This is a genomic window from Halostagnicola bangensis (assembly GCF_054653435.1).
In genome coordinates, this window is sequence record NZ_BAAIGG010000002.1 from 1,170,383 (window position 1) to 1,195,835 (window position 25,453).

The window sequence follows — 25,453 nt, forward strand, 5'->3', positions numbered from 1 at the left end:
CCATGACGAACGAATCCAGTACCACGATCGATCGAGAGCAAGAAGAGTTCGCGGACGTCCTCGTCGTCGGAAGCGGCATCGCGGGCTGTTCGGCGGCGCTCGCCGCCGCTCGAGAGGGTGCAGACGTTCTCCTCATCACGAAAGCGAGCCGACCCGATGGGGCGAGTACGGATTGGGCACAGGGCGGGATCTCGACGACTCGGGGCAATCCGGAGAGCCTCAAGGCGGATATTCTCGAGGCGAGCGACCAGACTGCCGACCCAGACGCCGTCGACGCGCTGGTCGAGGATGCGGACGAAGCGGTTGAAGACGTTTTACTTTCAACGCTCGAGATCGAATTCGATGAGTCTTCGGAAGATCGCGACGAATCCTCCACGGACGGGAACGAACCGGCGGCGGACGACACCTTCGACTACACGAGAGAGGCCGCCCACTCCGAACACCGAATTCTCCACGTCGACGCCTCGACGGGGACGCACATCCTCCGACCGTTTCTAAATCATCTCGACGAGTACGACGGAATCGAGATTCGCCAGGATACCGCCGCACTCGAGTTACTTACCCACGAGGGCCGAGTCCACGGCGTCGTCACCGACGAGCAAGCGAACGGGAAGCCGATCTGCGCGGGCGCGACGATTCTCGCGACCGGGGGTATCGGCGCGCTCTACAGTCGGTCGACCAACCCCGACGACGCCACGGGAGACGGCATCGCGATGGCCGCCCTTGCGGGAGCCGATGTCTCGGATATGGAGTACATCCAGTTTCATCCGACCGCCTATGCCGGGGGCAAGGCGCGTGGCGACTCGAATCGAGGCGACGATGTCGCCGAGGGAGACGACCCCTTCTTGCTCTCAGAAGCGCTCCGAGGCGAGGGAGCCGTCCTCCGAAACGGAGACGGCGAGCGGTTCATGACGGAGTACCACCCGCAAGGAGACCTCGCCCCGCGGGATATCGTCGCCCGCGCGGTGGCCGACGAACGCGACGCGACCGGCGAGGTCGTCCTCGACGTGAGCCCACTCGAGTTCGAGACGGAGTATCCGTCGCTGGCCGAGAAGTGCCGCACCCGAGGAATTACGGGCGAGGAGATTCCCGTCGCACCCTGCGAACACTTCCTCTGTGGCGGCATCGACGTCGACGAGGACGGCCGCACGTCGCTCGACCGTCTCTATGCAGTCGGCGAGTGCGCCCGAACGGGCGTTCACGGAGCGAACCGATTGGCGAGTACGAGCCTGCTCGAGGGGCTCGTCTGGGGGCTCCGCGCCGGCGAAGATGCCGCGGGGGACGAACCCGAACCCGACCGCGTCGAGGCTCCCGACCTGTTAAATCGAGACCCCGAACTCCCCGAACGCTTCGCCGCGGAAAAATCGCGCCGGCTCGAGCGAACGATGGACGAGCACCTCGGATTGCGACGCAACCCCGGCGACATCGGGCGTGCGAACGCGGTACTCCGTCGACTCAAAGGCGAGGTCGACGCCTACATTCGCACGCGCACCGCCCGAGACCTCTACGAACTCCGGAACGCGAGCGTGACAGCGCTGTTGATCGCCCGCGCGGCGGGCGAGACTACGACCTCGAGAGGGTGTCACTACGTCGTCGACGATAGCGAGAGCGTCGAGACACAGGCGAACACGTCGGCCGACGACTGATACCGAACGATACGACGCATCCATACATGATATCCGACACGCAGATCGAACACTGGCTTCGCGAAGATCTCGGCCACCACGACGTAACTAATCAGGTTCCCGGCGAGACGACGGGACGACTCGTTGCGAAAGAGTCCGGCACCGTCGCCGGCCTCGAGGCGGCCCGTGCCGTCTTCGACTATCTCGGCGTCGACGTCACCGAGTCGATCGATCCGGGAACTCGAGTCGACGCCGGCGACGTTGTCTTCCAAGTCGACGGACCCGCACGCGACGTGCTTCGGGGCGAACGCGTTGCCGTCAACCTCGCCGGCCACGCCTCGGGAATCGCGACGAAAACGCGGGCAGCGGTCGAGCGCGCTCGAGGCGAATCCGACGCCGTTCGGATCGCAGGGACCAGAAAAACGACGCCCGGCCTCCGTGGACTCGAGAAGCGAGCCGTCGTCGCTGGTGGCGGCGACACCCACCGACTCGACCTGTCGCATATGGTCATGGTCAAAGAGAACCATATCGCCGAAATGGGCCTCGAGGAAGCCATTGGAGAGTTCCGAGAGCAGATCTCGTTCGCGACAAAGATCGAAGTCGAGGTGGAAACGGTCGAGGATGCCCCGCGAGCGGCCGAAGCCGGTGCCGACATCGTTCTACTCGACAATATGGACCCCGCAGCGGTCGAGACGGCCGTCTCGGCACTCGAGGCGTACGAAGGGACGCTTACCGAAGCCAGTGGAGGGATTACGCTCGAGACGGTCCCCGAATACGCGGCGACGGGAGTCGACATCGTTTCGATGGGGGAGCTCACCCACTCCGCGCCGACGCTTGACCTCTCGTTTCGAACGTCCGGGTAGCAATTTGATGGGGAGATTGTCAAACCATAATACATATAAATTCAACATGAGAGATGCGAAGGTATGGACGGGACACACAACTCTGAGGCGGAAGGGTTCGAAAACACGCCGTTGACGCCGACACGGCTCGGAGCGGCCGCCGCAGTTTTCGACGTCGTCGCTTTCACTTTCATCGGTTATCTCGTATTCGAAGATCCTGCACTCGGCGCCGTTTCCGGCCTTCTGATCGGCCTCGGCGTCTACCAGTTCCTGCCCCTGATGATGCAACCGGACGGCCTCGAGTCGAATGAGGACTCCGCCTCCGGTAATCCGGTCCGCGGATACCACCGACTCGCAGGCGGCTACGGATTGTCCGTCGCGGGCCTCGTCTTTTTCGCGGTGGGGTTCGCCGAGTTCGAGTTCCTGGTCGGCGTCCCGGCGGCGCTCGTCGCCGGTGCCGTGGTGTATATCGTCGCCGGGTTCGTGTTCCCTAACGCGGCGGTAGGTGAGTAGAGCGGTCACACCATCGAATGGGCCGGTTTCATCACGACTCGAGCCGACAGCGAGTGCACTCGAGCGAACCGAATCCGTTCCACCGTATCGTCATACGCTCGAGCGAACTCACTCAGAGCATATAATCGGTCTCCGAGGCGGCAAACGGCATGACGGTCGCGTTCCGCTGGGCGACCCATGAAAGCCGCAGGACGAACGACGCGAGAATCGCCAGCGGAGCGAAGCAGGCGACCAACGCGACCAGCGTCGCGCCGACGATAGCGGTCGCCGGAAGCGCCTCGATCGCCGCGAGATCGCAAACCGCGAGCGTCGCGGCGGTGAGAAACTGCGCCGGAAGCCCGACGAACAGCAAGATCCTCGAGAGAAAGGACAGCTCCTTCGTGATGTAGACGGTTCGAAAGTACTTCCGAGCGACGTCGATGTGAAGCAGATGCTCGCGGATCGATTCGACTAATTCGCGCTGGGACTCCGAAAGCCGGTCCGCGTATTCGGTCTCGATTCGGGAGAGTTCATAGAGCTGTTTGGCCTGTGTCGTCCCGAGCGTCGCCGCAATGGCACCGAAAATCTGCTCGGCGGCGGCGGGCGTATCGAGTGCCTTCGTGACAGTTCGGACGTCCCGACGGAGCGCGCCCGCGAGGTCGTCGAGTTCCGTCGCCAACTCGTCGCTCGCCGCGTCCGTGCTCGATTCGCGAAGTCGCTGAGCCCGATTGCCGAGGTTCTCGTGGAGCACTCGCAAGAACGCCCCCGGCATCACGGGGCTTACCTCCCGATCCATCACCGATTGGACCTCGTTTCTGTACTCGACGGCGTTTCGCGTTCGTTGCTCGAGATTCCCCGATGACCCCAGTTCCCTCGAAAACACCAACTGGTTGATCGCGATGACGACCGTGATCAGCGTGAGGTTTCCACCGAGAAACGCGCTGAACAGCAGGTAGAGCAGTTCTCCGGGCTCTCGAGGGAACAAGTTCGTGACGAGAAGCACGCACAGCAACCCCAAAATCCCGCCGAACAGGAGTCCAGCGACCGTGAGGCGATCCCCCTCGATGATTGCCCACCGAAAAACCGGATTCGCTCGAGTACCCGATTCGTTGGCCATAGTCGGTCTTGCTATCAGAGCCGCCATTGTGAAGGTGCTACCAGCGAGAGAAACGACTCGAGGAGTTCGGGATCGCTCGGTCAGCGGGCGATGACGGTGTAGAAGACGAGGGTTGGGATTTGAACTACGCGAAGACGTTCCAGGACGCTCGTTTCACTCGCGTCCGGGCTGCGACTTCTCTGCTTCAAATCCCGCTTGTCGCATACACGACTCTCACTGTCGTTCGAGTCGGTATGCGAGGGTTGGGATTTGAACCCAAGGACCCCTACGGGAGCGGGTCTTAAGCCCACCGCCGTTGGCCTGCTTGGCTACCCTCGCCCAAAACGTACTTGCTCGTTGCCACCGCCTTGGGATGTGCGTTTCGGTGTGTACTCGAGTGAATTCCAGTTAACCTACAGACACGACCCACTGATAGGGTCGTTCATACCTATTTTCAACCAGCCCCAGCGGAGAACGAGTTTCGCCGAGCGAAACCGACGACTGAGTATCTATGCCGGGAGAGAATTACGAACGCCCCTATGACTACCAATCGACGCTGAGCGTGCCGTCACCGTGCGGGTCAGGTGCGATCTCCTCGTCGGTTCGGCGGTCGACGACGTGGATACAGCCGTCGTCTTTTTTCGCCGGACAGACCTCCGCGGCGCGGACGTTCTCCTCGAGATCCTCCTCGCCGAAGAAGTACGATTCGGGCTGTGCTAATCCGGATTTGATATCCATCGTCCAGTTATCGGCGACCTCGGCGCACTTGCCCGCGCCGAAGCACTTGTTCGCCTCGAAGATAATCTTGTAGGGCTTTTCCTCGACCGGCGGGGCGTCGGCCGAACCGACATCGCTCGGGCGCATGACTTCGTCGTCGCTCATTACTCGAGTATCGGAATTCGGGCGACTTTCACGTTACGGTCGAGCGAGACGGAACGCGGGGCGACGGCCCGCTCTGAACCGCCGCCGAAATGGTTCACCTATTATCAGTTTCGTCAGTTAATACTAGGTGGTAAAATCATTTTTTTAGCTAGAGTAAGTTGTTTATTATCTTCGGTCGAATTACAACGTGCCCATGCAGTATACTCGACGGCAAGTACTCGTGGTCACAGGTGGATCGCTCTCGACCGCTCTCGTGGCTGGCTGTCTATCCGATACCGGCGCGAAGAGAACTCCAGCGTCCGGTTTCACGGCTGGCGGAGATCCGAACGGACCCGGTGATCGCGACGCTGGAGGTCCGACCCAGGAGCTCCCCGACGATCTCGATCGGATCGACGTTCCGCCGTACGAAATCGAGCGGGAAAGCTGCGGTTCCGACTCGGATCGCGATCCGATCTATCTCAGCGCCCAGATGCCCGCCGAACCGTCCCTTCCCTTCGAACACGAAGAGACGGCACGATCGATACTGCTCGATGACGGGCTCGGCGCCGAGGGAAGCTCTAACGGCGACCTGCAGCTGTACGCAACGCTCCTCACCGACGAGGACGACCTCGAGCGGGTCGACCTCGAACCCGACACCCCGGCGACGGCGTTGATCGAAGATGCCGATTTCGACGAGAACACGATCCTGATCGCCCAGACCGGCTGGGGCTCGAGCGCGGAAACGCCGTTCATCAAGCGGATCGAAGAAACCGAAGACGGCATCCACGCCTTCGGGTGTTATCGCCGGCCGTGTCTGATGACAGCGGATTACACCTATCGAACGACCGTCGTTCGCGTCGACCGACCCGACGAACTCGAGTCCGGCCTGGTCAGTCTGACGGGCGATCCTGACACGCGCGTTAATTTCGCCGCCGGCGAAGGCGTCGTCACGCTCGAGGACGACTGGGCTCGACCCATGTAACGGTCGGGAACAGGTCGAGGTGAGCGCTATCGCGTTTTTTCGATGGAACGGCGATAAGTTGGCCGATGGTACCGATACGACGAGAGGCGAAGAGAGACAACGATACAGCAAGAGACACATTCGGCCGACAATGGTGATACTGCCGAGTGCGACGATACCGCGGTTGATACGTACGATACCTCGATGAATATTCGCGACCCACCAGGTAATGAACCGGAAAACCGTCACGCGCGGGGCGTCGATTACTCGTCGTCGTGAACGGTCACGGACTCGAGGAGGAGTTCCTCCGTCGGCCGGTCGTTCGCGTCGGTTTCGACCGTTCCGATGTCGTGGACGACGTCCATTCCACTGGAAGACCCGCTTTGCTCGTCTTCTAGGTCTCCGCTCACGTCACTTGCGGAGCCGTCGATGACCGATCCGAAAATCGAATGATGGCCGTCAAGGTGGGGCTGGGCGCCGAGCGTGATAAAAAACTGCGAACCGTTCGTGTCCGGGCCGGAGTTGGCCATACTCAGGATACCCGCGTCGTCGTGGCGCAGTTCATCGTGGAACTCGTCGTCGAACTGGTAACCGGGGCCGCCGCGACCGGTCTCGGTCGGGTCGCCGCCCTGGATCATGAAGTCCTCGATAATGCGATGGAATGCCACGTCGTCGTACAGCGGCTCGCCCTCGACTTCCTCACCCGTTTCGGGGTCGGTCCAAGACTTGGTACCGGTCGCGAGGCCGACGAAGTTGTCGACGGTCCGCGGCGCGCGGTCGTCGTAGAGTTCGACATTGATGTCGCCCTCGCTCGTGTGTAACGTCGCGATCAAACGCTCGCCAGTCGAGCCCGTCCCTGAACTGTCGGCGTCGGGACCCGTCTCTCCGTCCGTCTCGTTCGAGTTGTTCACACAGCCAGCGAGAAACACTCCGAGACTCGAGGCGATTCCGGTCAGTAACGGTCGTCGATAGCGGTCGATATCGCTCGTGGGGGCGGCGATGACCTAACGCTATCGTATTTACTGTCGGTGACCGATATCGGATCGCACTCGACTCGAGCGCGAATCGCCGCAAAACAGGTCGCAAACGGCCGCGTTCGGTCGTAATTTACTCGTAGTCAACAGAAACTGACTCGAGGACGACGTCTTCTTTCGGCTGATCGTTCGCGTCGGTGTCGACGTTTCCGATCTCGTGGACGACGTCCATCCCGTCGGTGACTGTTCCGAAGACGGCGTGGCGGTCGTCGAGGTGGGGCTGGGCGTCGAGCGTGATGAAAAACTGCGAACCGTTCGTGTCCGGGCCGGAGTTGGCCATACTCAGGATACCTGCGTCGTCATGGCGCAGTTCGTCGTGGAACTCGTCGTCGAACTGGTAACCGGGGCCGCCGCGACCGGTCTCGGTCGGGTCGCCGCCCTGAATCATGAAGTCCTCGATGATGCGATGGAATGCTACGTCATCGTACAGCGGCTCGCCCTCGACTTCCTCGCCCGACTCGGGGTCGGTCCAGGTTTTGCCGCCGGTCGCGAGGCCGACGAAGTTGTCGACGGTCCGCGGCGCGCGGTCGTCGTAGAGTTCGACATCGATATCGCCACGGTTCGTGTGCAGTGTCGCAGTAACGTCTCCCATATTCACCGGGACGAGGGGCCGAGTGAAAACGGTAGTGGTCTTCGTTGCTATCGGCGGCCGCAGGTACATACCACTGGCCGTAAAACGGATACCTATGAGCGACGGCACGCACACGGCCGATGAGGTGACTCTCGCTCGATTGCCCTCGGGCGTGGAACTAACGACCACGGTCCACACCTATCGCGGCGACGAACCGGGACCGACGCTGTACGTGCAAGCGGCCCAACACGGCCGCGAGATAAACGGGACGGAGGTACTCCGCCGATTCCACGAGCGCCTGCCGCTCGAGTCGCTCTCGGGAAGGATCGTCGCCGTTCCGGTCGCGAACCCGCTAACCTTCGATCGCGTCTCCTACACGACGCCCGAATCGCTCGACAGCGTCAACCCCAACATGAACCGCGTCTGGCCGGGGGACGACGAGGGGAGCCTCCACCAACGCATGGCGGCTCGCCTCTGGGAGTACGGCGAAGACGCGGACGCCGTCGTTGACCTCCACACCGGGAGCCCGGACATGCTCCCGCACGTTGTCTATCTCGGTGACGACGACGCATCCGCCGACCTCGCGCGGGCGTTCGGCACCGACCTGCTTCTCGCGGAGGAAGCCGACGAAGACGCCCCCCACGAGTGGCACAGGCGCGGGTTCGCGGGGAAGCTCCGGGTCGCCGCGACGAAGGAAGATATTCCGTCAATCACGCCCGAACTCGCCCACAGCAAACAGATCCTCGAGGATGTCGTCGAAGACGGCGTGGACGGGCTGTTGAGCGTCTCGAGCCACCTCGAGATGCTCCCGCCGGTGTACGCCCGCGAACGCGGGTCGGATCGATCGACGGAACCGACCGTCGCGCGAAACCACCTCGGGCAAGTTACTGCGAACGAGTCGGGATTGTTTCGGCCGAACCCTGAACTCGAGCTCGGCCAGACCGTCTCGGTAGGTGTCGATCTTGGGACTATCTATCACCCGACGACGTACGAACCGCTCGAGGAGGCCGTGACCGATCGGGAGGGAATCCTCTATACGCTCACGCAGGAAGCGACGGTAACGGCGGGGAGCAAGCTCGCGAGCGTCGCGATTCGCGAGTGAAGTCACGCTGCTACTGATGGGAAACGTATTCCAGATCCGGCCTATGGATAGTGTTCGGCGGTTTATGTCAGATAGTTACCATCGGCCTGTAAATCGTTTCCGCAAGGTGAACCAACGATTTCGGTCATCGATCGCTCAGTCAGCACGATGGGTTGTCCAACAACCCAACGATTCGAGGATCGTCTTTTCAGCGGACGCACATCGTGTTACGGAGGCGAACGGTGGAACACTCCGTCACGCGTTCAGCAGGTCGAAAAGCCGCCGTCGACGACCAGTCCGTGACCGCTGACGAACGACGCCTCCTCGCTCGCGAGAAACAGAATTGCGTCGGCGATCTCCTTGGGTTCGGCCAGCCGCTTGAGCGGGTACTCAGCTTCCATCTCCTCGCGTGCGGCTTCGGGATCGCCCTGGCCCTCGAGATACTGTTCGACCAGTTGCGTGTTCGTAAAGCCGGGACAGACCGTGTTCGCCCGAACGCCGTAGGGCCCCGCCTCGGCGGCGATCGCTCGAGTAAAATTCAACACCGCACCCTTGCTCAGCGAGTAGGCGGCCTGTTTCGGGAGTCCGAGAATGCTCGCGAGCGAGCCGACGTTGACGATCGCGCCGTGGCCCTGCTCCTTGAGATGGGGAAGCGCGGCATGACAGCCGTTCCAGACGCCGTTGACGTTGACGTCCATGACGAAGTCGCGGATCGACTCGTCGGTCTCTTCCATTCGCGACGACGGATGGCCGGTCCCGGCGTTGTTGACGAGCACGTCGAGATCCTCCTCCTCGGCGACAGCGTCGATGACCGCGTGGAACTGATCGCTATCAGTGACGTCGAGTTCGTAAAACGCCGCCTCACCGCCAGCGTCCTCGATCGACGCGACGACCTCATCGCCGCCGCTCGAGTCGATGTCGGTGACGATAACCTGCGCACCCTCCTCGGCGCACCGTTCGGCGGTCGAGCGTCCGATTCCCGCGGCCGCACCGGTGACAACCACTGTCTTGTCTTCGAGTCGCATAGATCTGCAATCGAGCGGACACTATATAAATTCGTTCATGATTTTCCACGCAATACCCGATCTCGTTCAGCTATCTCTGGCCCCAGGCAAACACTGGTAACAGGATCGCTCGAGAGCCCGATCGATTCGTCGCAGTCGGGGCTCGCCGGATCACGGAGCTAGCGGGGAACGAAGCGTGGAGAATAAACAAACGGCCGAGTACAGAAATCGAGTCAGTTCACGTCCTTTTGGACCTCAGAACGACTGGAGGTCCTCGAGCACCGCCTGCGCGCTTCCGTCTTCGATGACATCCCGTGCCGCCTCGAGTCCGTCCTCGAGTGAGTCGACGTCGCCGCGGGCGTAGATCCGGAGCGCGCCGTTGAGAGCGATGGCGTCGGCGAAGTGATCGTCTCGCTCGCCGGCAAGCACTTCCTCGGTGATTGTCGCCGAGTCGGCCTGCACGTCCTCGACTTCGAGGTCCTCGCTTTCCATCTCCATGCCGTACTCGGCGGTTTCGATCTCGAAGTCCTCGAAGGTGCCGTCGGCTTCGTCCCATTCGGCGACCTTCGTGTAGCCGGGACGGATGTCGTCGTAGCCTTCCATCCCCTGGAACATGATCACGCGCGAGTACTCGAGGTGCTCGCTCCCTTTGATCAGGTCGGTCATCTTCTTTGCGAACGCGAGGTGGTAGAACGAGCCCAGATGCACGTCGGCGTTGGCCGGGTTCGCGACCGTTTCGATGGTGTTGACGAACGTCCGGACGCCCATCTGGTCGCGCCGGTTGTGCAACGAGTCGATAGCGGGGTTGAACTCGGGCTGGTAGTAGAAGCCGAAGCCGGTTTCGTCGACCATCGCGGCGCTCTCCTCGGGTTCGATCGCCGTTCGAACGCCGAGTTCATCGAGGACGTGCTTGTACGCGGTCTCTTTTTGGGTCGGGACGCGGTCGCCGGAGTGGACGACGACCGGTGTGCCCGCGGCGGCGGCGACGAGGCCCGCACCGACGCCGAGGATCGCCGAGGTGTGTTTGCCGTCGTAGTTCGCGCCGCAGTCGACGGGATCGCAGTCGGGTTCCGCGCCGACGACGCCCTCCTCTATCATCACGTCGGCGAAGGCCGAAAGTTCCTCAGCGTTGTTGTGCTTCCACCGGTTCGCGAGCCAGAACGCACCGAGTGTCGTGTGGTCCGGTTCGTCGGCAAGGATGCGCTGGAAGGCTTCTCGAGCCTGCTCTCGAGACATGTCCTCTGCCGACTTCGTTCCGGTCCCGACGACTTCAGTCATCAGCCGTTTCACGGGCCATTCGCCGAACTCCTGAGTCGTTTGAGCCATAGTCTGTGGTTCGGACGGGCGGCGCAAAAGCCTCCCGCTTCCGGGCCTCGACTGTCCCGAAAATCCATTGTACTGTACTCGAGGTTCGGTTCCGAACGAAAGACAATTACCCCGGAACGCTCCCGAGATCCGAAACCACTACCTTTGGCTCGTCCCTAGTCCGGCCAATGAGTACCCAGTCGGGTGACTGGCTCGAGTCGGTCGACGACGTCGACGCCGCGATCATCGACAGCTACCAGAGCGGCTTCCCGGTCGTCGAACGGCCGTTCCGCCGACTCGCCAGCGCGCTCGAGATAACCGAGTCGGACGCCCTCGAGCGGGTTCGGCGGCTTCACGAGGAGGGGATCTTCCGGCGCTTCGGACCGGTTCTCAACCCACCCGTCATCGGCTCGTCGACGCTGGCTGCGGTTTGCGCACCCGAGGAACGCTTCGAAGAGATCGCAGAGGTGATCAACGGCTACCAGCAGGTCAACCACAACTACGCCCGCGATCACGAGTGGAACATGTGGTTCGTCGTGACCGCCGGCTCTCGCGAGACCAGAGACGAGATCCTCGCGGAAATCGAGAGCCGAACCGGCTGTTCGGTTCTCAACCTGCCGATGCTAACCGATTACTACATCGACCTCGAGTTCCCCGTCGTCAACGCCGACCGGTTCGCCCGCCAGAGCCTCGAGTCGGACGCTCGTCCCGCAGAGAGCGTCGAGCAAAGCGAGGCCTCGCCCACCCGAATCAGCGAGGACGCGGCGACAGATCTCTCCCCGTTCGAAGCCAACCTCTTGCTCGAGGTTCAAGATGGGGTCCCGCTTTCGGAGACGCCGTATCGAGATCTGGCGACGGCGCTCGAGGGAGACGTTTCGGACGTGCTCGAGGCGATCGAGCGACTCAGCGAGAACGGCTGTATCAAGCGGATCGGTTGCGTCGTGAACCACGTCGTGACGGGCTTCGACGCGAACTGCATGGTCGTCTGGGACGTGCCCGACGACGAACTCGACGAGCGCGGCGTTCGCGCAGGCGATCTCTCCTACGTCACGCTGTGTTATCACCGGCCTCGTCGGGAAGCCCTCGAGTGGCCCTACAACCTCTTTACGATGATCCACGGACGCGATCCGGCGGCCGTCGATGAGAAGATCGACGAACTCGCCACGGAGTACCTGCCCGTGGACCACGAACGATTGTACTCGACGGAAACGCTGAAACAGACCGGCGCGCAGTACGAAGAGTTGGTCGGGAACTGAGTGCTCGTTTGGCCTCGCCGCGCAGTCACCGTGCGGAGCTTCGATACCCCGAAAGCCCCGCTTGCTCGAGTCGAAAACTGCCCACGGCTTCGCCATTCGCTTGGCCTCGACGCGCCTCCTTTCAGCACCACTCCCGACACCTCGAGCCGCCCCAGCCTCGGCGTTCGACGCCGTCGACTGCGTGTGCGAGTACGAGAGGCCGGGCCGGGAGTGCGGCTCGAGCAACGCAAGAGCCGCACGACTCGGGGAAAGGCAGGCAATCGCGAGCCCTGGCGGAATGAAAGGGCGAGGTGGTGTCGCGGGTGTTCTGGCGGCTCTATCTGAACGAAGTGAGGATATCCGTCAGAACACCCGCGAGCACGCCGAGGGCTTTCACTTGATTGTTAGCTTTAATGTAGCCACCGCACAAATATCTGCACCTATTGGGATGAAATAAAAATTAGACTTACTCGAGCGCTTTCCCTACCAACTCGATCGGCGTTGGCGGCTCCTCCTCAGCGTCAGGATGGCCCTCGAGCTGGCTCCGACAGGAGGCACCCGGCGCGACGACCCGGTCTCCCTCGCTCGAGTCGACCTGCTCGTAGAGCACGTCAGCGATCGCATTGCTCATCGAGGCGTGTTCGGCCTCGTACCCGAAACTGCCGGCCATGCCACAACAGCCCGAATCGAGCGGGTCGACGGCGTAGCCCGCCCGCCGGAGGAGGCCGACGGCGTGGTGGTCTTTCGCCGTCGCCTTCTGGTGGCAGTGGCCGTGGTAGGTGAGATGCTCGAACGCACCGCCGTCCGTCTCGGCGTCCGCCTCGCCGCCGGAATTCGGAGCCGAAACGAACGATATCGACTCGTCGAGCCGGAACGTATCGAGGTATTCGCAGACGCCGTAGGTGTGCTCCGCGAGGGTCCGAGCGTCGTCGCCGAGCAGGTCCAGGTAGTCCGACTGCAACATAACGGCGTCGGAGGGCTCGACGAGGAGGATATCCCGGCCGTCCTCGAGGTGAGAAGACAGCGCTTCGAGGTTCGCTCGAGCGGTCTCGCGGGCCTTCTCGAGGAATCCCTTCGAAAACGCCGGTCGGCCCGTGTCGCCGACGCCGTTGGGCACCGTGACGTGGATGTCCGCGGCCTCGAGGACCCGAACCGCCGCTTTGCCGGCCTCGGGATGGTTGTAGTTGGTGTAGGTGTCGGGGTAGAGGACGACCTCGCGGGCGGCGTCGGCTTCTTCGACGTTCGCCCCGCCGCGGCGTTCGAACCAGTCCGAGAAGGTGTCGCTGTGGAACGTCGGCAAGGGCCGGTCGGCGGCGATACCGACCGTCTTCTCGAGGAGCCAGCGCGATCCCGGAATCTTCGGGAGGACGTTCGACAGCGGCGCGAAGCGACTGCCCCATCGGGAGAGATTCGAGACGTTCGCGAATAACCGATCGCGAAACGACGAGCCGTTTCGCTGGTGGTACTCGTGGGTGACTTCGGCTTTTAACTTCGCCATGTCGACCTCGCTCGGACAGTCGATGGCACAGCCCTTACAGCCGATACAGAGGTCCATCACCTCTTCGGTGAACTCGTCGGAGAACTGCTCGCCCGGCGGAAGGTCGCCGCTCATCGCCTGCCGAAGGGCGTTTGCCCGCCCGCGGGTGCTCGTGATTTCCTCGTGGGAAGCGCGATAGGTCGGACACATCACGCCGCCGGTGGTCGACTGCTCGCCGCGACAGCCGCCACAGCCGTGACAGAGTTCGACCATCCCCTGCATGCCGTTGTCGTTCTCCCACTCGAGTTCGGGCTCGAAGCCGGCCTCGTACTCGTAGTCGGGGTCGAATCGAAGGTTCTCCCGAAGATCCGCCGGATCCTCCTCACGGTAAACGACCTGTCCCGGATTCAGGAGCCAGTCGGGATCGAACGCCGTCTTGAGGTCCCGAAAGGTCTCCCAAAGATCTTCGCCGTAGAGTTTCCGATTCCACTGCGTTCGAGCGCGGCCGTCCCCGTGTTCGCCCGAAACGGAGCCGCCGAGATCGACCACGAGATCCGTCACATCCTCGGCGATCCCGTGCAACTGGTCGATCCCGATATCGGTCTTCGTGTTCACCAGCGGCCGCACGTGCAACACGCCGGGTCCGGCGTGGGCGTAGAAGGTCGCGTAGGTGTCGTGGGCCTCGAGGATCGCCTCGAATCGTTCGACGAACTCGGGCAGGTGTTCCGGCGGAATCGCCGTATCCTCGATGAACGAAACGTGTTTCTCGTCGGTGGTCCTCGAGAGCAAGATCGGGAGCCCCGACTTGCGGAGCTTCCAGAGCTGTGCCCGTTCGGACTTCTCGTAGGCCTCGAGGGCGTCGATCGCGATCGGGTCCGCTCCGTTCGGGGTTATCGCGTCCGAGCCCATCTCCGAAACGCCGCCGTCGGGCGTCCCGGCTGGCGTGACGGACGGGCACCGATCGGCGAGCAGTTCGGCGACCCGTTCGCGACCCTCGGCCTCGTCTTCGGCGTAGAACTCGACCAAAAGTGTCGCGTTCGTACCCTCCGGAAGCATCTCCGTCACGGGGGCGAACTCCGCGGTCCCGCGGGCGAGATCGATCAACACGTCGTCGAGCACCTCGACCGCCGCGGGGTCGTGCTCTATGATCGGCGCGACGTCCGTCATCGCGTCGTGGAGCTCCGAATAACAGAGCAGGGCGACGGACTTCGTTTCGGGAACCGGCTCGAGCGAGACGGTCGCCTCCGTCACGATTGCGAGCGTTCCCTCGCTTCCGGCGAGCACTCGAGCGAGGTTGACGGTTCCCGGATCTCCGGTATCTTCACCGCCGGGAAGGGGTTGGCCGCGGGCCTCCGCAATTAGCCTGTCGAGGTTGTAGCCCGAGACATTTCGCTTGATATCGGGGTACGCCTCAGCGATTGCGTCCGCGTCTTCCTCGAGGATCCGGTCGATTTCGGCGTAGATCCGCTCCTCGAGAGAGCCGTCCGGGTCGGCGCGTTCATCAATCTCCTCGAGGGTCACCTCGCCGAATCGGGTGACCGTTCCGTCCGCGAGGACGACCTCGCAGGATTCGACGTAGGCGTCGGTCTTGCCGTACTGCAGGGAGTGTGCGCCCGTCGAGTTGTTTCCGATCGCGCCGCCGATCGCGCTCTTGTCGCCCCAGGCGGGATCCGGCGCGAACTTGAGATCGTGGGGCTCGAGCGCTTCGTTTAGCGTCCCGAGGATCGTTCCGGGCTGGACCGTCGCGGTCCGGCCGTCGGGATCGACCTCGAGGATTTCGTTCATGTGCCGAGTGAAGTCGAGAACGACGGCGCGGTTGACCGTCTGCCCGGCGAGGCTCGTCCCGCCGCCGCGGGGGAGCACCGGAATTCCCCGTCGCGCGCAGTACTCGAGAACGCTGGCGACGTCGCTCGTCGATTCCGGAAAGACGACGCCGACGGGCGTCATTTCGTAGGCGCTGGCGTCGGTCGCGTACAGCTCGCGCGAGTACGAATCGAATCGAACCGAACACTCGACCAGGTTCTCGAGGTCGCGAACCAACCCCGGCCGGTCGACGTCGGTGCTCGCGTAGTCGTAACTCGCACGTGCGTCGGCGGCCGGGTCGTCGCTCGGCTCCGTGGCCATACCTTACTCTAAGGCGTCGTCAGCATAAAGCGTGGGGCATCGGCCGCGGTCCGTCGAGTCGAAAAATTCGACAGGATTAGTCCACGTTGACGGCCTCTATCTGTCGATCGCCGACCAGCGTCTCTTCGAGAACGCGTCGAACGCGCTCGGTGTCGAGACGCCCGCCCGAGTGCGACCCGGTCTCACCGCGGCCGCTCCGGCCGGTGTTCGCGATCGCACCGACGGACGCGGAATCGAACGGAACCTCGAGCGCCTCGTACACGCCCGCGAGAACGTCCGCGAGTTCGTCCCGGTTCGCGACAACGATGATCCCCGAGGCGAGCGCAGCGTCTTGCTGGACGCGCTGGGCGATGCCCACGATTTTTCGAGGCTCCGCAGACGACGGTGAACCGGCGTGATCCCTCGAGTTCGCGACCGAGAGCGAGTGCGCACCCGGACAGAACGAGTCGTCGGGTTCGCCGCGAACGGCGGCGATGTCGAGGCGTTCGAGGGCCCGCTCGAGGTTGTTGGTCAGTCGTTCGTACCGCTCGTCCGTTCCCCGCCGAAAGTCCTCGACTGGTTCGGCGCGGGCGAACGCGAGCGTCGTCTCCCCGTCATAGGCGACCGCGCGGCCGCCGACGCTCCGCTCGACCGGCGGAAACCCGTGCGTTCGCGCGACCGCTCGAGCGTCCTCGTACCCCTCGAGTCTGGCGTCTCGCCGACCGAAGGCAACCTGCCTGTGGGGTCGCCAGACGCGGACCGCCGGGGTTCCGCCGGATGCGATCTCGAGGAGTCGCTGACTCGCCGCTCGGTCGGCATCGACGCTCTCGGCTCGGCCCCGCAAGACGGTGACTGACATTCGTCGTACTGCGACGGGCTACGCGCCGACGTGCCTAAACCTTCGTGGCGCAGACGAGAAGACGAACAGATGGCCGTCACCCTTCCCAAGTCGATGCTCGCCCGGTACGAGCGGTTCTCGCTGTACAACTCCCCGTACCCGGCCCACGACGGCGGCCGCGCGATCGACCTCTACCCCGGCACGCTCCGAGACGGCCGAACGACCGACGCGCCCAGCCCCGTCTCGGGAACCGTCCTCGAGACGAAAACCGTCCGCGCGCCGTCGAAACCCTACGCGCCCGAGCACGATCACCTCATCCTGCTTGAGGTCGACACGCCGACAGCTGGCGGTGGATTCGCCGAATCCAAGGCCGTAACCGAAACCGATGGCGAAGGCCTCGTCGCCAGAATTCTCCACGTCGAACCCACCGTCGAGGCTGGTGATACCGTCTCCGTAGGCGACTCCCTCGGAACGCTCGTCCGCGCGGGCTTTTTCGCGCCGTGGGTGGACAACCACCTCCACGTCGGTTTTCGTCACCCCGAGCAGAACCACTACCGCGCATCGGGCTCGCTCCCGCTCGAGATCGGACCGGATGTCGAGCTAACGCCCCTCGAGTGGGACGGAACGGGAACGATCGTCGAGACCGGCGACACCTACGCGATCCTCGACAGCCCGACCCATCCGAATCCCGGCGTCGCGTTCGCGGGTATTCGAGCCGACGGCGGCGGGATCCTCGACGGCGGGATTCCTCACTACGATGGCGGCGGGGTTCTCGAGAGAAAACGCGGGTCCGGTTTCGGCGAGTCGGTGGTCGGCGAATCGACCGCGGTCTCGCTCAACGGCGACCGGCTCGGCGTCGCCACGGATCGGACGATTTCCTGGGACGACGTAACCGTCATCGTCGACGGTGAACCGATCACCGGCCTCTCGCTGTTTTGCGCTCGAGACGCCACCTTCGGTGCCAAGCTCATCTGTCCGGAGCGATCGCTCGAGGTCGGACGAACGGTTCGGGTCCGCGTTCACAACCGCGACTGATCGCCTGCGATTTCATCGGCCCGCTTTACAAGCGGTCTAGAAGGCTCCGGGGCTTGACCCCGAGGCGGTTCACCGGGTTCGGATCCACTCGAGAAGGCGTTGACTGTGATGGCGAAGTCCAGCGTAGGCCCGCCGCCACGTACTCGGGGTAAGCAGATAGCGGATACCGAGCAGGCCCATGCGGATCCAGAACGAAATCGCACCGCCGACTCGGCGGGCGTACTCGGAGTGGCGCATCACCGGGATCGTGACGATCACTGCCGTCATGAGGCCGATCGTCCCGCCGGCAGTGTACGCCGACAGGAGCGGGAAGTATTCGTAGGTCGCGAGCAACGATGCGAGGGCAAGCGACGCGAATCCGCCCCGGACGGCGATCGGGCGCAGAGCCCGAGAGGGGCGCGAAACCGCGACCAGTTCGCGGCCGAGCATGATGAGTTGCCAGCCGGCGAACGCTCCCAGGGAGGACCCCAGGATAAAAATCGCGTCGGCGTCGATCTCGCTCGTCACGACGAAAAAGACGCCGAAGAGCACGGCCAACCCGAACGTAATCGTCGCCGGATCGCTGAGGCGACGGTTGATGAGCGCTCGAGCGGCCAAAAGCAAGGCCAGCCCGACTGCGACGCCGACCACAACGTCAACGAGGTAGTGGACGCCGAGTGCGAGGCGGGTGAAACAGACGGTGGTGACGACCGCCGCCGCACTGGCAAAGCGCCGGCGAGCCGTACTAACCCTGAGGACGTACGCCAGCCCGAAGTAGACGATCGTCGTGTTGACCGCGTGGCCGCTCGGGAACCCGTACCCGGTCGCCATCGCCGTTGCTTCGTACACCGGTTGGATAGCCCACGGAAGCAGTTCGGGATCGAGCAAGGGCTCGTTCGGTCGCGGAAAGCCGAAGATCTCCTTCAATCCCTTGTACATCCCCATTCCGGCCAGCCACGCGCCGGCAACCGTTGCAATATTGTCCCGCCGTGGCGCGTCGAACCAGTAAAACGCAGCGAGGACGAGCGCCAGAAACCAGATGTCACCCAGCTGCGTGAGCAAGGCGACGACGACCGCCAACCACTCGGGAACGAATTCTTGAATCGGCTCGAGTTCGCCAATACCCCGCGACATACGAGACGGTTAGCTACTTGAGACAAAAAACCCGCTATATCGTGACGGGCCGCGGTCGGATTCCACGGGACCGACTCGATACACGCAACCCCACGAACTGACGGCACACGAGGGCGAAAACGCACTCGAGTCGACCGAGGGGCCGCCGGCCCAATAAACGGGTGTGAACGTGAAATCGCGAAAGCGCAGAGATCAAGGCGGCCGCTCGCAGACAACTGGGCATGAGCGAGGAGACACCGGAATCGATCGGAATACCGAATTCCGTCGAGGATCCATCCGATCTCGGGGAGATGCTACAGGGATATATCGACGAGTACCAGGAATTTCTCTCGTGGATCGGAACCTCGGTAGATCACATCGGCGAGGGAACGATGACCCTCTCGATTCCCTACGACGACAAACTCACGAACGTTCGCCCGGACGCGGGCCCGGATCGCCGCCCCGATATGCACGGTGGCGTGGCCGCGACACTTATCGACACCGCGGGTGGGTTGGCCCTGCGGACTGAACTCGAGGACCCCTTCGCGGCCAGCATCGCGACGATCAACCTCAACGTCAACTACCTCCGGCCGGCGACGGGCGACCTGAGCGCGACCGCGAACGTGATCCGCGTCGGCTCGAGCGTCGGCGTCAGCGAAATCACCGTCGAGAGCACGACCGCCGACGGCGAGACGAAAGCGGTCGCGACCGGACAGGGATCCTACCGGGTTTTCCGCGGAGAGAGCGACTGAAGCCGTCGACACGGAACTAGTTCTCGGGACGGTTCGTTCGCCGGTAGCCCTGCCAGATCCGCCGGTGGAGAAAGAGCCCAACCAGTGCAACCCCGACGAAGTAGAGATAGATCGCCGCCTCGAGGTAGCCGGGAACCGTTCCGACGGAAGCCGCGCCAGCGAGAACCGGTTCGATCACAGTTTCGAGTTCGACTCGATCGGCTTCAGAGCACGGCTTCACAAAGACGGATACTATGAGCGGGTTCGAACCGTTCAGGAAAACGTGACTATCAGGTGATTCGAACGGTCGAAATCAGGTCTTCGATCGGCCCGTCAGCGGATTACCCGTCGGATCGGAACGCCTCGAGGGACTGATCGGTCGCCTCCGTTCGGTGGCTCGTCGCGAGCCCCGCGAGGTGTGGCGCTTCGGGGACGATGAGCTTCTCGCAGGCGGTTCGACAGGCGTTCGTGCTTCCGGGGAGAGTAAAGACCGGCGTGTCGACGGCGATGCCAGCCGTGGCTCGAGAGGCCATCGCACGGGTTCCGACTTCGTCCCAGGAAAGCGACCGGAACAGTTCGCCGAAGCCGGGCAGTTCGCGTTCGAACAGCGACGCGGTCGCTTCGGGCGAGACGTCGTCGGCGGTGACCCCCGTTCCGCCGGTCGTCACCACGATATCGATCTCGCGTCTGGCGACCAGTCGCCGCACCGCCGTCCGGATCGCCGCGTAATCGTCTCGGACTAGAACGCGCTCGCGTACTTCGTGACCCTCGTCCTCGAAACACTCCGCGACCGTGTCGCCGCCGGGATCCTCGAGCGTTTCCGGGTCGTCAGTTTCCGTCTGCGCCGCGGCCGCTCGAGAGGACGATACCGTCACGATGGCGACGTACAGCGGGTCGATGATGTCGTGGCCGTGCTCGTCCGTCGTCCGTCGAGACTCGTCTGTCGTCATGTGTATGAGTCTATACTCGAGGGCGATAATAGCTCCCCCACCGATATCGATAATCGAGAAGCTATCCCAGATCGAATCCGCGTTGTCACGGCTCCGTCTGTCTCTATGCAAGGGCGAAGATTTTCCATCCAAAAGCACGTTTTGAGGCAAATGGAAGGTAATCGCCTCATTTCGTCATTACGTCGGGGGCCAGCTGAGGGGGGCACTCCGTGACCGACGACGGAGAACTCGCTCGAAACCTCGGCTTCACAGAGGCGATGACAATGGGCGGCGGCACGATGATCGGCGCTGGAATCTTTATTCTCCCGGGGATCGCGGCCGAAGGCGCCGGTCCGGCGAGTTCGTTCTCGTTCGCAATCGCGGGAATCGTCGCGTTGCTCGCAGCGATTTCGCTCTCAGAACTGGCGACCGGAATGCCCATCGCCGGTGGCAGCTATCATTACGTCAACCGCACGCTCGGCAGTTTCTTCGGGAGTATCGTCGGCTGGGGGATGTGGACCGGACTGATGTTCGCCAGCGCGTTCTACATGATCGGATTCGGACAGTATCTGGTCGAACCCGCGCCGGTGCTCGATGGCCGCGTCTTCGTGATCGTGCTCGGATTGCTCGGCCTTGGCTTCCTCGTCGGGGTCAACTACTACGGAACCGAAGAATCGAGTACGTTCCAAAACATCATGATCGGCATCGAAGTGGCGATAATCATCGTCTATCTCGCAGTCGGTTTCTTCTACATCGATACGGCCAATCTCGAGCCGTTCGCCCCGACAGGACCGAGCGGGATCATCGCCACGACCGGCATTGTCTTCGTCACGTTCCTTGGCTTCGAGATTATCGCGACCGTCGCTGAAGAGGTCGAGAATCCGGGCCGAAATATCCCGCTGACGATGATCCTCTCCGTCGTTCTGGTCACGATCCTCTACATGATCGTTATGATCGTCAGCACCGGCATCGTTCCGTTCGACGAACTGGGTGGCTCGCTCGTTCCAGTTTCGGATGTCGCGATGGAGACGATGGGCCAGGCAGGCGTCGTCGCAATCGTTGCCGCAGCGGTGCTTGCGGCTATCTCGAGTTCGAATTCGTCGATCCTCGCGGCGGCGCGCGTCGTCTTCGCGATGGGACGGGACAACTTGATGAGCGACTGGTTGAACGCGACCCACGGCAGGTTTCGAACGCCCCACCGGGCTGTCGTAGCCACCGGAGCTGTGACGGGCTTACTGATCTCCGCCGGACTGCAGGTGGATGCGATTATAGCCCTGCTGGCCGAAGTGGCCAGCTTCAGCTTCCTGGTCGCGTACGCTCTCGTTCACGTCTCAGTCGTCGTCATTCGGCGTGCCGATCCCGACGAGTACGACCCGTCGTTCGAGATACCGAGTGCGCTTTACCCCTGGGTTCCCGGTGCTGGCGTCGTCCTGTCGTTCGCGATCATCACGCAAATGGATCCGCTCGTCATCGCGATCGGCTGTGGGATCGTTGCGCTGGGAGCCGCGTGGTATCTCGGATACGTTCGCCGTCGAGACGTCGACGAGAGTCTCATGGGGGAAGCGATCGTCGAGGACTCGACGGAGGCCGGTGCGTCGACGGACGGCTACACCGTCGTCGTCCCGATCGCGAACCCCGAAACCCAGCGGAATCTGTTGCGCCTCGCCGCGATCAACGCCTCTACTCACGCCGAGAACGGCGAACCGGAAATCGTCGCGGTTAACGTCGTTCAGGTACCCAGTCAGACATCGCTCGAGCAGAACATTCAGTTCGAACAAGAGCGCGTCGAAACACAACGCCAACTTCTCGAGAGCGCCCGCGACGCCGCCGCGGATCTGGATGTCAACTTGCGTACCCGTGCGATCGTCGGTCGCGACGTGGGCAAGACGATCCTGACGGTCCTCGAGGAAGAAGAAGCCGATCACGTGCTGATCGGCTGGCGGGGAGAACGGCGGACCCGCGACACCGTCTTCGGATCGACCGTCGACCCGATCCTGCAACGAGCGTCCTGTGAGGTTTCGATCGTGAACCTCGAAAACGGTGAGATCGGCGCGCCCGTCGCGCTGGCAGGCCCGGGTCCACATGCGCCGGTTGCCGCTCGTCGTGCGGCCGAATTCGCGAAGCTATCGGACTCCGAACCGACGCTACTGAACGTCCAGCAGCCGTCGGACGATCCCGAGATCGATCCGATCGAACTCGGGAAGGAGACGATCGACGATATCGCGACAGAAGCCGGTCTCGAGCCAGAATCGTACGATACCAGAGTGGTCGTCGCAGACGACATTCAGTCCGCGGTCCTCAAGGCGATCGAACAGTACGATACCGTCTTCGCCGGTGTCTCCGAGAAGAGTGCCGTCTCGAAGATCCTGTACGGATCCATCGCCGAATCCGTCGAGAAGGAAGGCGACGACAACGTCGTCATGATCCGGGCTCCGTACGAGACCCGCCGATCCGTGGGAGAAGCAGTCGTGGAGCGCCTGACCGGCGGGTAGAGACTACCTGCCCCACTCGTCGTCGTCGGTTTCCGTCCGTTCGTCCTCTCTCCCATCCTCGGAACTCGAGAGCGGAAAATCGTCGGCGCGGGAGGGGTGGACGTTGTAGCCGCCGCCTGCGTAGGGGTCCTCCGACGGGTCGTACTCGAGTTCGCTGCGCTCGAAGAGGTACATGAAAAACCCGAAGATCGGGATCAACCCGACGAGCAACAGCCAGCGCCTGCGCTCGAGGGGCACCCGGCCCGTATCGTAATAGACGAGCGCCACGACCCCGAGGTGGATGCTCAACGGGATGAAGATGAGCGCGAACAGCAGGATGTTGCTCATGGAGATAATTCGAGCTCCGAGCTTGTAAATCGCTCCGTCCCAATCCGACCACAGAAACGAGAATCAACGGCCAGCGCGTCTCAGTTACCGTCGAACTCGATCGCCGCTCCCTGACGCGACCACCTTTTATCTCGACCGACTCGCTCGCTTCGCTCGCTCGCGGCCTCGTAAAATCTGGGCTAAAAGGTGAAGGGTACCGCCGCTTAGTTGACCTCGAACTCGATCGCCGCTCCCTGTCCGAAGCCGACACAGAGCGTCGCCAGTCCGCGGCCGCCGCCGCGTTTCTGGAGTTCGTGGATCAGCGTGACGGGCAGGCGAGCGCCGGAAGCACCCAGCGGGTGCCCGATCGCGATCGCGCCGCCGTTGACGTTGAAGATGTCGGGATCGATGCCGAGCTCGTCTCGAGAGTAGAGACTCTGGCTGGCGAAGGCCTCGTTGAGTTCGACCAGATCGTAGTCCTCGATATCGCGGCCGTTCCGCTCGAGGAGTCCTCTCGTGGCTGGCACCGGGCCGATTCCCATAACCGTGGGGTCGACGCCGGCGACGTTGTTCATGCCGACTTCCGCGAGGATCTCGAGGTCGTTCTCCTCGGCGAACGCCTCGCTCGTCACGAGGAGCGCGGAGGCACCGTCGGAGATCTGGGAGGCGTTTCCGGGGGTGACGCTGCCGTCAGATTTGAAGACCGTCGGTAGTTCACCGAGTTTCTCGGGGGTCGTTCCCGGACGGAGTCCCTCGTCTTCGGTGATCGGACCGTCCTCAGTTTCGATCGGAACGATTTCGTCCTCGAACCGACCCTCTTCTGTCGCTTCGACGGCTCGCTGTTGACTCTGTGCGGCGTACTCGTCCTGTTCCTCTCGAGTGACGCCGAACTCCTCGGCGACCTTCTCGGCGGTCATGCCCATCTGGAGTTCGCCGACGTTGTACTCGGCGGCCATCCGCGGGTGGACCTCCATCGTGTTCTCGCCCATCGGAACGCGGGTCATCGACTCGACGCCGCCGGCGATGATCGCGTCACGGTTACCCGCGGCGACGGCGTCCGACGCGGAGATGAGCGCCTGCATCGAAGAGGCACACCAGCGGTTGATGGTCGTCGCCGGAACGCTCTCGCCGAGATCCGAGAGCAGTGTAATAATGCGGGCAACGTTGTTGTCCTGTTCGCCGCGTTGCTGGGCACAGCCCCACATCAGATCGTCGATATCGTCGCTCGAGAGGCCGCTATCGGCGAGGATTTCGTTGATAAGCGGAATGGAGAGATCTTCGCTTCGCAGGTCAGCGTACACGCCGTCTTCTTTCCCTTGCGGGGTGCGATACGCGGCTGCGATAACTGGCGTCTGTGACATAGGCTACTGGACGGTCTTTATCATCTTAAAACACACAGAACCACTCGAAATGCAATGGGAGTTTATCGCATCAGTCGCACCTCGAGAAAATATCCCAGGGAGCGGCCGGAGACGAAAATACCGGAGTAACAGGATCGGGGAATGAACGGCGTCGAGAACAATCCTTATCTCTGGCCCTTGGGAATAAGCAGTCATGAACGAGGACGGTTCGCAGACGGAGTCGACGGAATCGGACGACTCCGGATCGAACGAGGTGGAAGGCGATGGGCCTGAACGGGACGAGATGCAAGAACGAGACGCTGGTCAGCGCGAATCACCGCCTCGGTCTTCCGACTCGAGCGAGTCCACCCCTGTGGAAACTCCCACCGTCGATTCGGCAGTCGACGACCCCGATACTCTCGACGGTGGCGAATCCGTCGAAGACCCGGAAGACGAACAGTCCATGCCGGGCGTTCCGAACCCCGACGAGGCCGACGAGAGCGACGTGCCGACGGACGTCCAGAAGTACGCGCGCTTCCAGAAGATGGACGGGGCACAGTACGATCGGGTCAACGAGTTCCTGCGGGATCGGACCTACATCACGGCCCGCGAGTGGGCCATCGCCCGACTCTGTTCTGACTTTCGGACCGAAACCGGCGTCGAGATGACCAAAATCGGCGAGAACCTCCCCGAACTCGTCCCCTTCATGACGGACACGTACACCCCCCAGGCCGTCAATCAGGCTCGAAGCTCCTTCGAGGACAAGATCCGAACCGCCGGCGCGACCTTCCTCTACGGCGCGATGTGTGACTTTTTCACCGCCGAAGAGCTCGACGACGTGATGTACGAGTCGACCGAGGTCGCGAAGTTCCTCCTCGAGGTCGAGGGCGTCGACCTCTCGGTCGAAGAGGAACTCGAGGCCGAAGAACGAATCTCGTCGGTGATGCGCGACGTCCGCGACGCGAGCCAGGAGCTCCGAGAAGACGAAGCCTGAGCGGAACGA

At 62.8% G+C, this 25,453-nt stretch carries 23 protein-coding genes and 1 tRNA gene; 10 read left to right on the plus strand and 14 right to left on the minus strand.

Features of this window, described 5'->3' with window-relative positions; genetic code table 11:
- Positions 1-2: 2 nt before the first annotated feature.
- From ACYQ14_RS07480 to ACYQ14_RS07490, 3 genes are all read left to right on the plus strand, one after another.
- Complete coding sequence (locus ACYQ14_RS07480) at positions 3-1,646, plus strand: L-aspartate oxidase (RefSeq protein ID WP_459886601.1); 1,644 nt, start codon at positions 3-5, stop codon at positions 1,644-1,646.
- A 26-nt stretch (positions 1,647-1,672) separates the two neighbouring features.
- A complete protein-coding gene (nadC, locus tag ACYQ14_RS07485) occupies positions 1,673-2,488 on the plus strand; it encodes a carboxylating nicotinate-nucleotide diphosphorylase (protein WP_459886603.1) in 816 nt (271 codons plus the stop codon).
- A 63-nt stretch (positions 2,489-2,551) separates the two neighbouring features.
- Complete coding sequence (locus tag ACYQ14_RS07490; protein ID WP_459886605.1) at positions 2,552-2,980, plus strand: hypothetical protein; 429 nt, start codon at positions 2,552-2,554, stop codon at positions 2,978-2,980.
- 112 nt (positions 2,981-3,092) lie between these two features.
- On the opposite strand, the gene ACYQ14_RS07495 is transcribed toward ACYQ14_RS07490, so the two are convergent.
- From ACYQ14_RS07495 to ACYQ14_RS07505, 3 genes are all read right to left on the minus strand, one after another.
- Positions 3,093-4,076, minus strand: coding sequence for a DUF7972 family membrane protein (locus tag ACYQ14_RS07495; RefSeq protein WP_459886608.1), 984 nt, complete (start codon positions 4,074-4,076; stop codon positions 3,093-3,095).
- A 234-nt stretch (positions 4,077-4,310) separates the two neighbouring features.
- A tRNA-Leu gene (locus tag ACYQ14_RS07500) sits at positions 4,311-4,394 on the minus strand.
- Between the two features lie 204 nt (positions 4,395-4,598).
- Positions 4,599-4,937 (minus strand): ferredoxin, encoded by a 339-nt coding sequence (locus ACYQ14_RS07505; protein WP_459886611.1) that lies wholly within the window; start codon positions 4,935-4,937, stop codon positions 4,599-4,601.
- A gap of 193 nt (positions 4,938-5,130) precedes the next feature.
- On the opposite strand from ACYQ14_RS07505, the gene ACYQ14_RS07510 reads away from it, so the two are divergent.
- Positions 5,131-5,898 carry a hypothetical protein gene (locus tag ACYQ14_RS07510; RefSeq protein WP_459886614.1) on the plus strand — a complete coding sequence of 256 codons (768 nt, stop codon included), beginning with the start codon at positions 5,131-5,133 and terminating at the stop codon, positions 5,896-5,898.
- Positions 5,899-6,140: 242 nt separating this feature from the next.
- Here the strand turns inward: ACYQ14_RS07510 and ACYQ14_RS07515 are convergent, their stop codons facing one another.
- Both ACYQ14_RS07515 and ACYQ14_RS07520 read right to left on the minus strand, forming a co-directional pair.
- Positions 6,141-6,710, minus strand: a complete 570-nt coding sequence (locus ACYQ14_RS07515) for a peptidylprolyl isomerase (RefSeq protein ID WP_459890014.1) — start codon at positions 6,708-6,710, stop codon at positions 6,141-6,143.
- Positions 6,711-6,984: 274 nt separating this feature from the next.
- On the minus strand, positions 6,985-7,503 hold the full coding sequence (locus tag ACYQ14_RS07520; RefSeq protein WP_459886616.1) for a peptidylprolyl isomerase: 519 nt from the start codon (positions 7,501-7,503) through the stop codon (positions 6,985-6,987).
- A gap of 94 nt (positions 7,504-7,597) precedes the next feature.
- Between ACYQ14_RS07520 and ACYQ14_RS07525 the strand changes: the two genes are divergently transcribed.
- Positions 7,598-8,584: a succinylglutamate desuccinylase/aspartoacylase family protein gene (locus tag ACYQ14_RS07525; protein ID WP_459886619.1), complete on the plus strand. Its 987-nt coding sequence runs from the start codon at positions 7,598-7,600 to the stop codon at positions 8,582-8,584.
- Between the two features lie 242 nt (positions 8,585-8,826).
- On the opposite strand, the gene ACYQ14_RS07530 is transcribed toward ACYQ14_RS07525, so the two are convergent.
- Together ACYQ14_RS07530 and ACYQ14_RS07535 are read right to left on the minus strand one after the other, a co-directional pair.
- Positions 8,827-9,588: an SDR family NAD(P)-dependent oxidoreductase gene (locus tag ACYQ14_RS07530; RefSeq protein WP_459886622.1), complete on the minus strand. Its 762-nt coding sequence runs from the start codon at positions 9,586-9,588 to the stop codon at positions 8,827-8,829.
- A 234-nt stretch (positions 9,589-9,822) separates the two neighbouring features.
- Positions 9,823-10,893 carry an anthranilate phosphoribosyltransferase gene (locus ACYQ14_RS07535; RefSeq protein ID WP_459886625.1) on the minus strand — a complete coding sequence of 357 codons (1,071 nt, stop codon included), beginning with the start codon at positions 10,891-10,893 and terminating at the stop codon, positions 9,823-9,825.
- Positions 10,894-11,060: 167 nt separating this feature from the next.
- On the opposite strand from ACYQ14_RS07535, the gene ahbB reads away from it, so the two are divergent.
- Positions 11,061-12,128 carry a siroheme decarboxylase subunit beta gene (ahbB, locus tag ACYQ14_RS07540; protein WP_459886628.1) on the plus strand — a complete coding sequence of 356 codons (1,068 nt, stop codon included), beginning with the start codon at positions 11,061-11,063 and terminating at the stop codon, positions 12,126-12,128.
- Positions 12,129-12,573: 445 nt separating this feature from the next.
- On the opposite strand, the gene ACYQ14_RS07545 is transcribed toward ahbB, so the two are convergent.
- Both ACYQ14_RS07545 and ACYQ14_RS07550 read right to left on the minus strand, forming a co-directional pair.
- Positions 12,574-15,708 (minus strand): FAD-binding and (Fe-S)-binding domain-containing protein, encoded by a 3,135-nt coding sequence (locus tag ACYQ14_RS07545; RefSeq protein WP_459886631.1) that lies wholly within the window; start codon positions 15,706-15,708, stop codon positions 12,574-12,576.
- A gap of 76 nt (positions 15,709-15,784) precedes the next feature.
- Positions 15,785-16,546: a lipoate--protein ligase family protein gene (locus ACYQ14_RS07550; RefSeq protein WP_459886634.1), complete on the minus strand. Its 762-nt coding sequence runs from the start codon at positions 16,544-16,546 to the stop codon at positions 15,785-15,787.
- A 69-nt stretch (positions 16,547-16,615) separates the two neighbouring features.
- On the opposite strand from ACYQ14_RS07550, the gene ACYQ14_RS07555 reads away from it, so the two are divergent.
- A complete protein-coding gene (locus ACYQ14_RS07555; protein ID WP_459890016.1) occupies positions 16,616-17,560 on the plus strand; it encodes a DUF8155 domain-containing protein in 945 nt (314 codons plus the stop codon).
- 69 nt (positions 17,561-17,629) lie between these two features.
- Here the strand turns inward: ACYQ14_RS07555 and ACYQ14_RS07560 are convergent, their stop codons facing one another.
- A complete protein-coding gene (locus ACYQ14_RS07560) occupies positions 17,630-18,673 on the minus strand; it encodes a phosphatase PAP2 family protein (RefSeq protein ID WP_459886636.1) in 1,044 nt (347 codons plus the stop codon).
- Positions 18,674-18,894: 221 nt separating this feature from the next.
- On the opposite strand from ACYQ14_RS07560, the gene ACYQ14_RS07565 reads away from it, so the two are divergent.
- Positions 18,895-19,404: a PaaI family thioesterase gene (locus ACYQ14_RS07565; RefSeq protein WP_459886639.1), complete on the plus strand. Its 510-nt coding sequence runs from the start codon at positions 18,895-18,897 to the stop codon at positions 19,402-19,404.
- Between the two features lie 16 nt (positions 19,405-19,420).
- On the opposite strand, the gene ACYQ14_RS07570 is transcribed toward ACYQ14_RS07565, so the two are convergent.
- Complete coding sequence (locus ACYQ14_RS07570; protein ID WP_459886642.1) at positions 19,421-19,624, minus strand: hypothetical protein; 204 nt, start codon at positions 19,622-19,624, stop codon at positions 19,421-19,423.
- Between the two features lie 100 nt (positions 19,625-19,724).
- Positions 19,725-20,333 (minus strand): MogA/MoaB family molybdenum cofactor biosynthesis protein, encoded by a 609-nt coding sequence (locus tag ACYQ14_RS07575; RefSeq protein WP_459886645.1) that lies wholly within the window; start codon positions 20,331-20,333, stop codon positions 19,725-19,727.
- 209 nt (positions 20,334-20,542) lie between these two features.
- On the opposite strand from ACYQ14_RS07575, the gene ACYQ14_RS07580 reads away from it, so the two are divergent.
- Positions 20,543-22,804 (plus strand): amino acid permease, encoded by a 2,262-nt coding sequence (locus ACYQ14_RS07580; protein WP_459886648.1) that lies wholly within the window; start codon positions 20,543-20,545, stop codon positions 22,802-22,804.
- Between the two features lie 3 nt (positions 22,805-22,807).
- On the opposite strand, the gene ACYQ14_RS07585 is transcribed toward ACYQ14_RS07580, so the two are convergent.
- Together ACYQ14_RS07585 and ACYQ14_RS07590 are read right to left on the minus strand one after the other, a co-directional pair.
- Positions 22,808-23,131 carry a hypothetical protein gene (locus tag ACYQ14_RS07585; RefSeq protein ID WP_459886651.1) on the minus strand — a complete coding sequence of 108 codons (324 nt, stop codon included), beginning with the start codon at positions 23,129-23,131 and terminating at the stop codon, positions 22,808-22,810.
- Positions 23,132-23,334: 203 nt separating this feature from the next.
- Positions 23,335-24,471 carry a thiolase family protein gene (locus ACYQ14_RS07590; RefSeq protein ID WP_459886654.1) on the minus strand — a complete coding sequence of 379 codons (1,137 nt, stop codon included), beginning with the start codon at positions 24,469-24,471 and terminating at the stop codon, positions 23,335-23,337.
- A gap of 193 nt (positions 24,472-24,664) precedes the next feature.
- Here ACYQ14_RS07590 and ACYQ14_RS07595 point away from each other — a divergent pair, with 193 nt between their 5' ends.
- Positions 24,665-25,444, plus strand: a complete 780-nt coding sequence (locus tag ACYQ14_RS07595) for a DUF5806 family protein (RefSeq protein ID WP_459886657.1) — start codon at positions 24,665-24,667, stop codon at positions 25,442-25,444.
- Positions 25,445-25,453: the final 9 nt, after the last annotated feature.

What these genes read in the sequence shown, in the direction of transcription:
- ACYQ14_RS07560 (WP_459886636.1), bottom strand. Translation starts at nt 18,673, where the DNA reads ATGTCGCGGGGTATTGGCGAACTCGAGCCGATTCAAGAATTCGTTCCC.
- ACYQ14_RS07510 (WP_459886614.1), top strand. Translation starts at nt 5,131, where the DNA reads ATGCAGTATACTCGACGGCAAGTACTCGTGGTCACAGGTGGATCGCTC.
- ACYQ14_RS07535 (WP_459886625.1), bottom strand. Translation starts at nt 10,893, where the DNA reads ATGGCTCAAACGACTCAGGAGTTCGGCGAATGGCCCGTGAAACGGCTG.
- ACYQ14_RS07480 (WP_459886601.1), top strand. Translation starts at nt 3, where the DNA reads ATGACGAACGAATCCAGTACCACGATCGATCGAGAGCAAGAAGAGTTC.
- ACYQ14_RS07555 (WP_459890016.1), top strand. Translation starts at nt 16,616, where the DNA reads ATGGCCGTCACCCTTCCCAAGTCGATGCTCGCCCGGTACGAGCGGTTC.
- ACYQ14_RS07495 (WP_459886608.1), bottom strand. Translation starts at nt 4,076, where the DNA reads ATGGCCAACGAATCGGGTACTCGAGCGAATCCGGTTTTTCGGTGGGCA.
- ACYQ14_RS07520 (WP_459886616.1), bottom strand. Translation starts at nt 7,503, where the DNA reads ATGGGAGACGTTACTGCGACACTGCACACGAACCGTGGCGATATCGAT.
- ACYQ14_RS07490 (WP_459886605.1), top strand. Translation starts at nt 2,552, where the DNA reads ATGGACGGGACACACAACTCTGAGGCGGAAGGGTTCGAAAACACGCCG.
- ACYQ14_RS07530 (WP_459886622.1), bottom strand. Translation starts at nt 9,588, where the DNA reads ATGCGACTCGAAGACAAGACAGTGGTTGTCACCGGTGCGGCCGCGGGA.
- ACYQ14_RS07525 (WP_459886619.1), top strand. Translation starts at nt 7,598, where the DNA reads ATGAGCGACGGCACGCACACGGCCGATGAGGTGACTCTCGCTCGATTG.
- ACYQ14_RS07565 (WP_459886639.1), top strand. Translation starts at nt 18,895, where the DNA reads ATGAGCGAGGAGACACCGGAATCGATCGGAATACCGAATTCCGTCGAG.
- ACYQ14_RS07590 (WP_459886654.1), bottom strand. Translation starts at nt 24,471, where the DNA reads ATGTCACAGACGCCAGTTATCGCAGCCGCGTATCGCACCCCGCAAGGG.
- ACYQ14_RS07575 (WP_459886645.1), bottom strand. Translation starts at nt 20,333, where the DNA reads ATGACGACAGACGAGTCTCGACGGACGACGGACGAGCACGGCCACGAC.
- ACYQ14_RS07585 (WP_459886651.1), bottom strand. Translation starts at nt 23,131, where the DNA reads ATGAGCAACATCCTGCTGTTCGCGCTCATCTTCATCCCGTTGAGCATC.
- ahbB (WP_459886628.1), top strand. Translation starts at nt 11,061, where the DNA reads ATGAGTACCCAGTCGGGTGACTGGCTCGAGTCGGTCGACGACGTCGAC.
- ACYQ14_RS07595 (WP_459886657.1), top strand. Translation starts at nt 24,665, where the DNA reads ATGAACGAGGACGGTTCGCAGACGGAGTCGACGGAATCGGACGACTCC.
- nadC (WP_459886603.1), top strand. Translation starts at nt 1,673, where the DNA reads ATGATATCCGACACGCAGATCGAACACTGGCTTCGCGAAGATCTCGGC.
- ACYQ14_RS07505 (WP_459886611.1), bottom strand. Translation starts at nt 4,937, where the DNA reads ATGAGCGACGACGAAGTCATGCGCCCGAGCGATGTCGGTTCGGCCGAC.
- ACYQ14_RS07550 (WP_459886634.1), bottom strand. Translation starts at nt 16,546, where the DNA reads ATGTCAGTCACCGTCTTGCGGGGCCGAGCCGAGAGCGTCGATGCCGAC.
- ACYQ14_RS07545 (WP_459886631.1), bottom strand. Translation starts at nt 15,708, where the DNA reads ATGGCCACGGAGCCGAGCGACGACCCGGCCGCCGACGCACGTGCGAGT.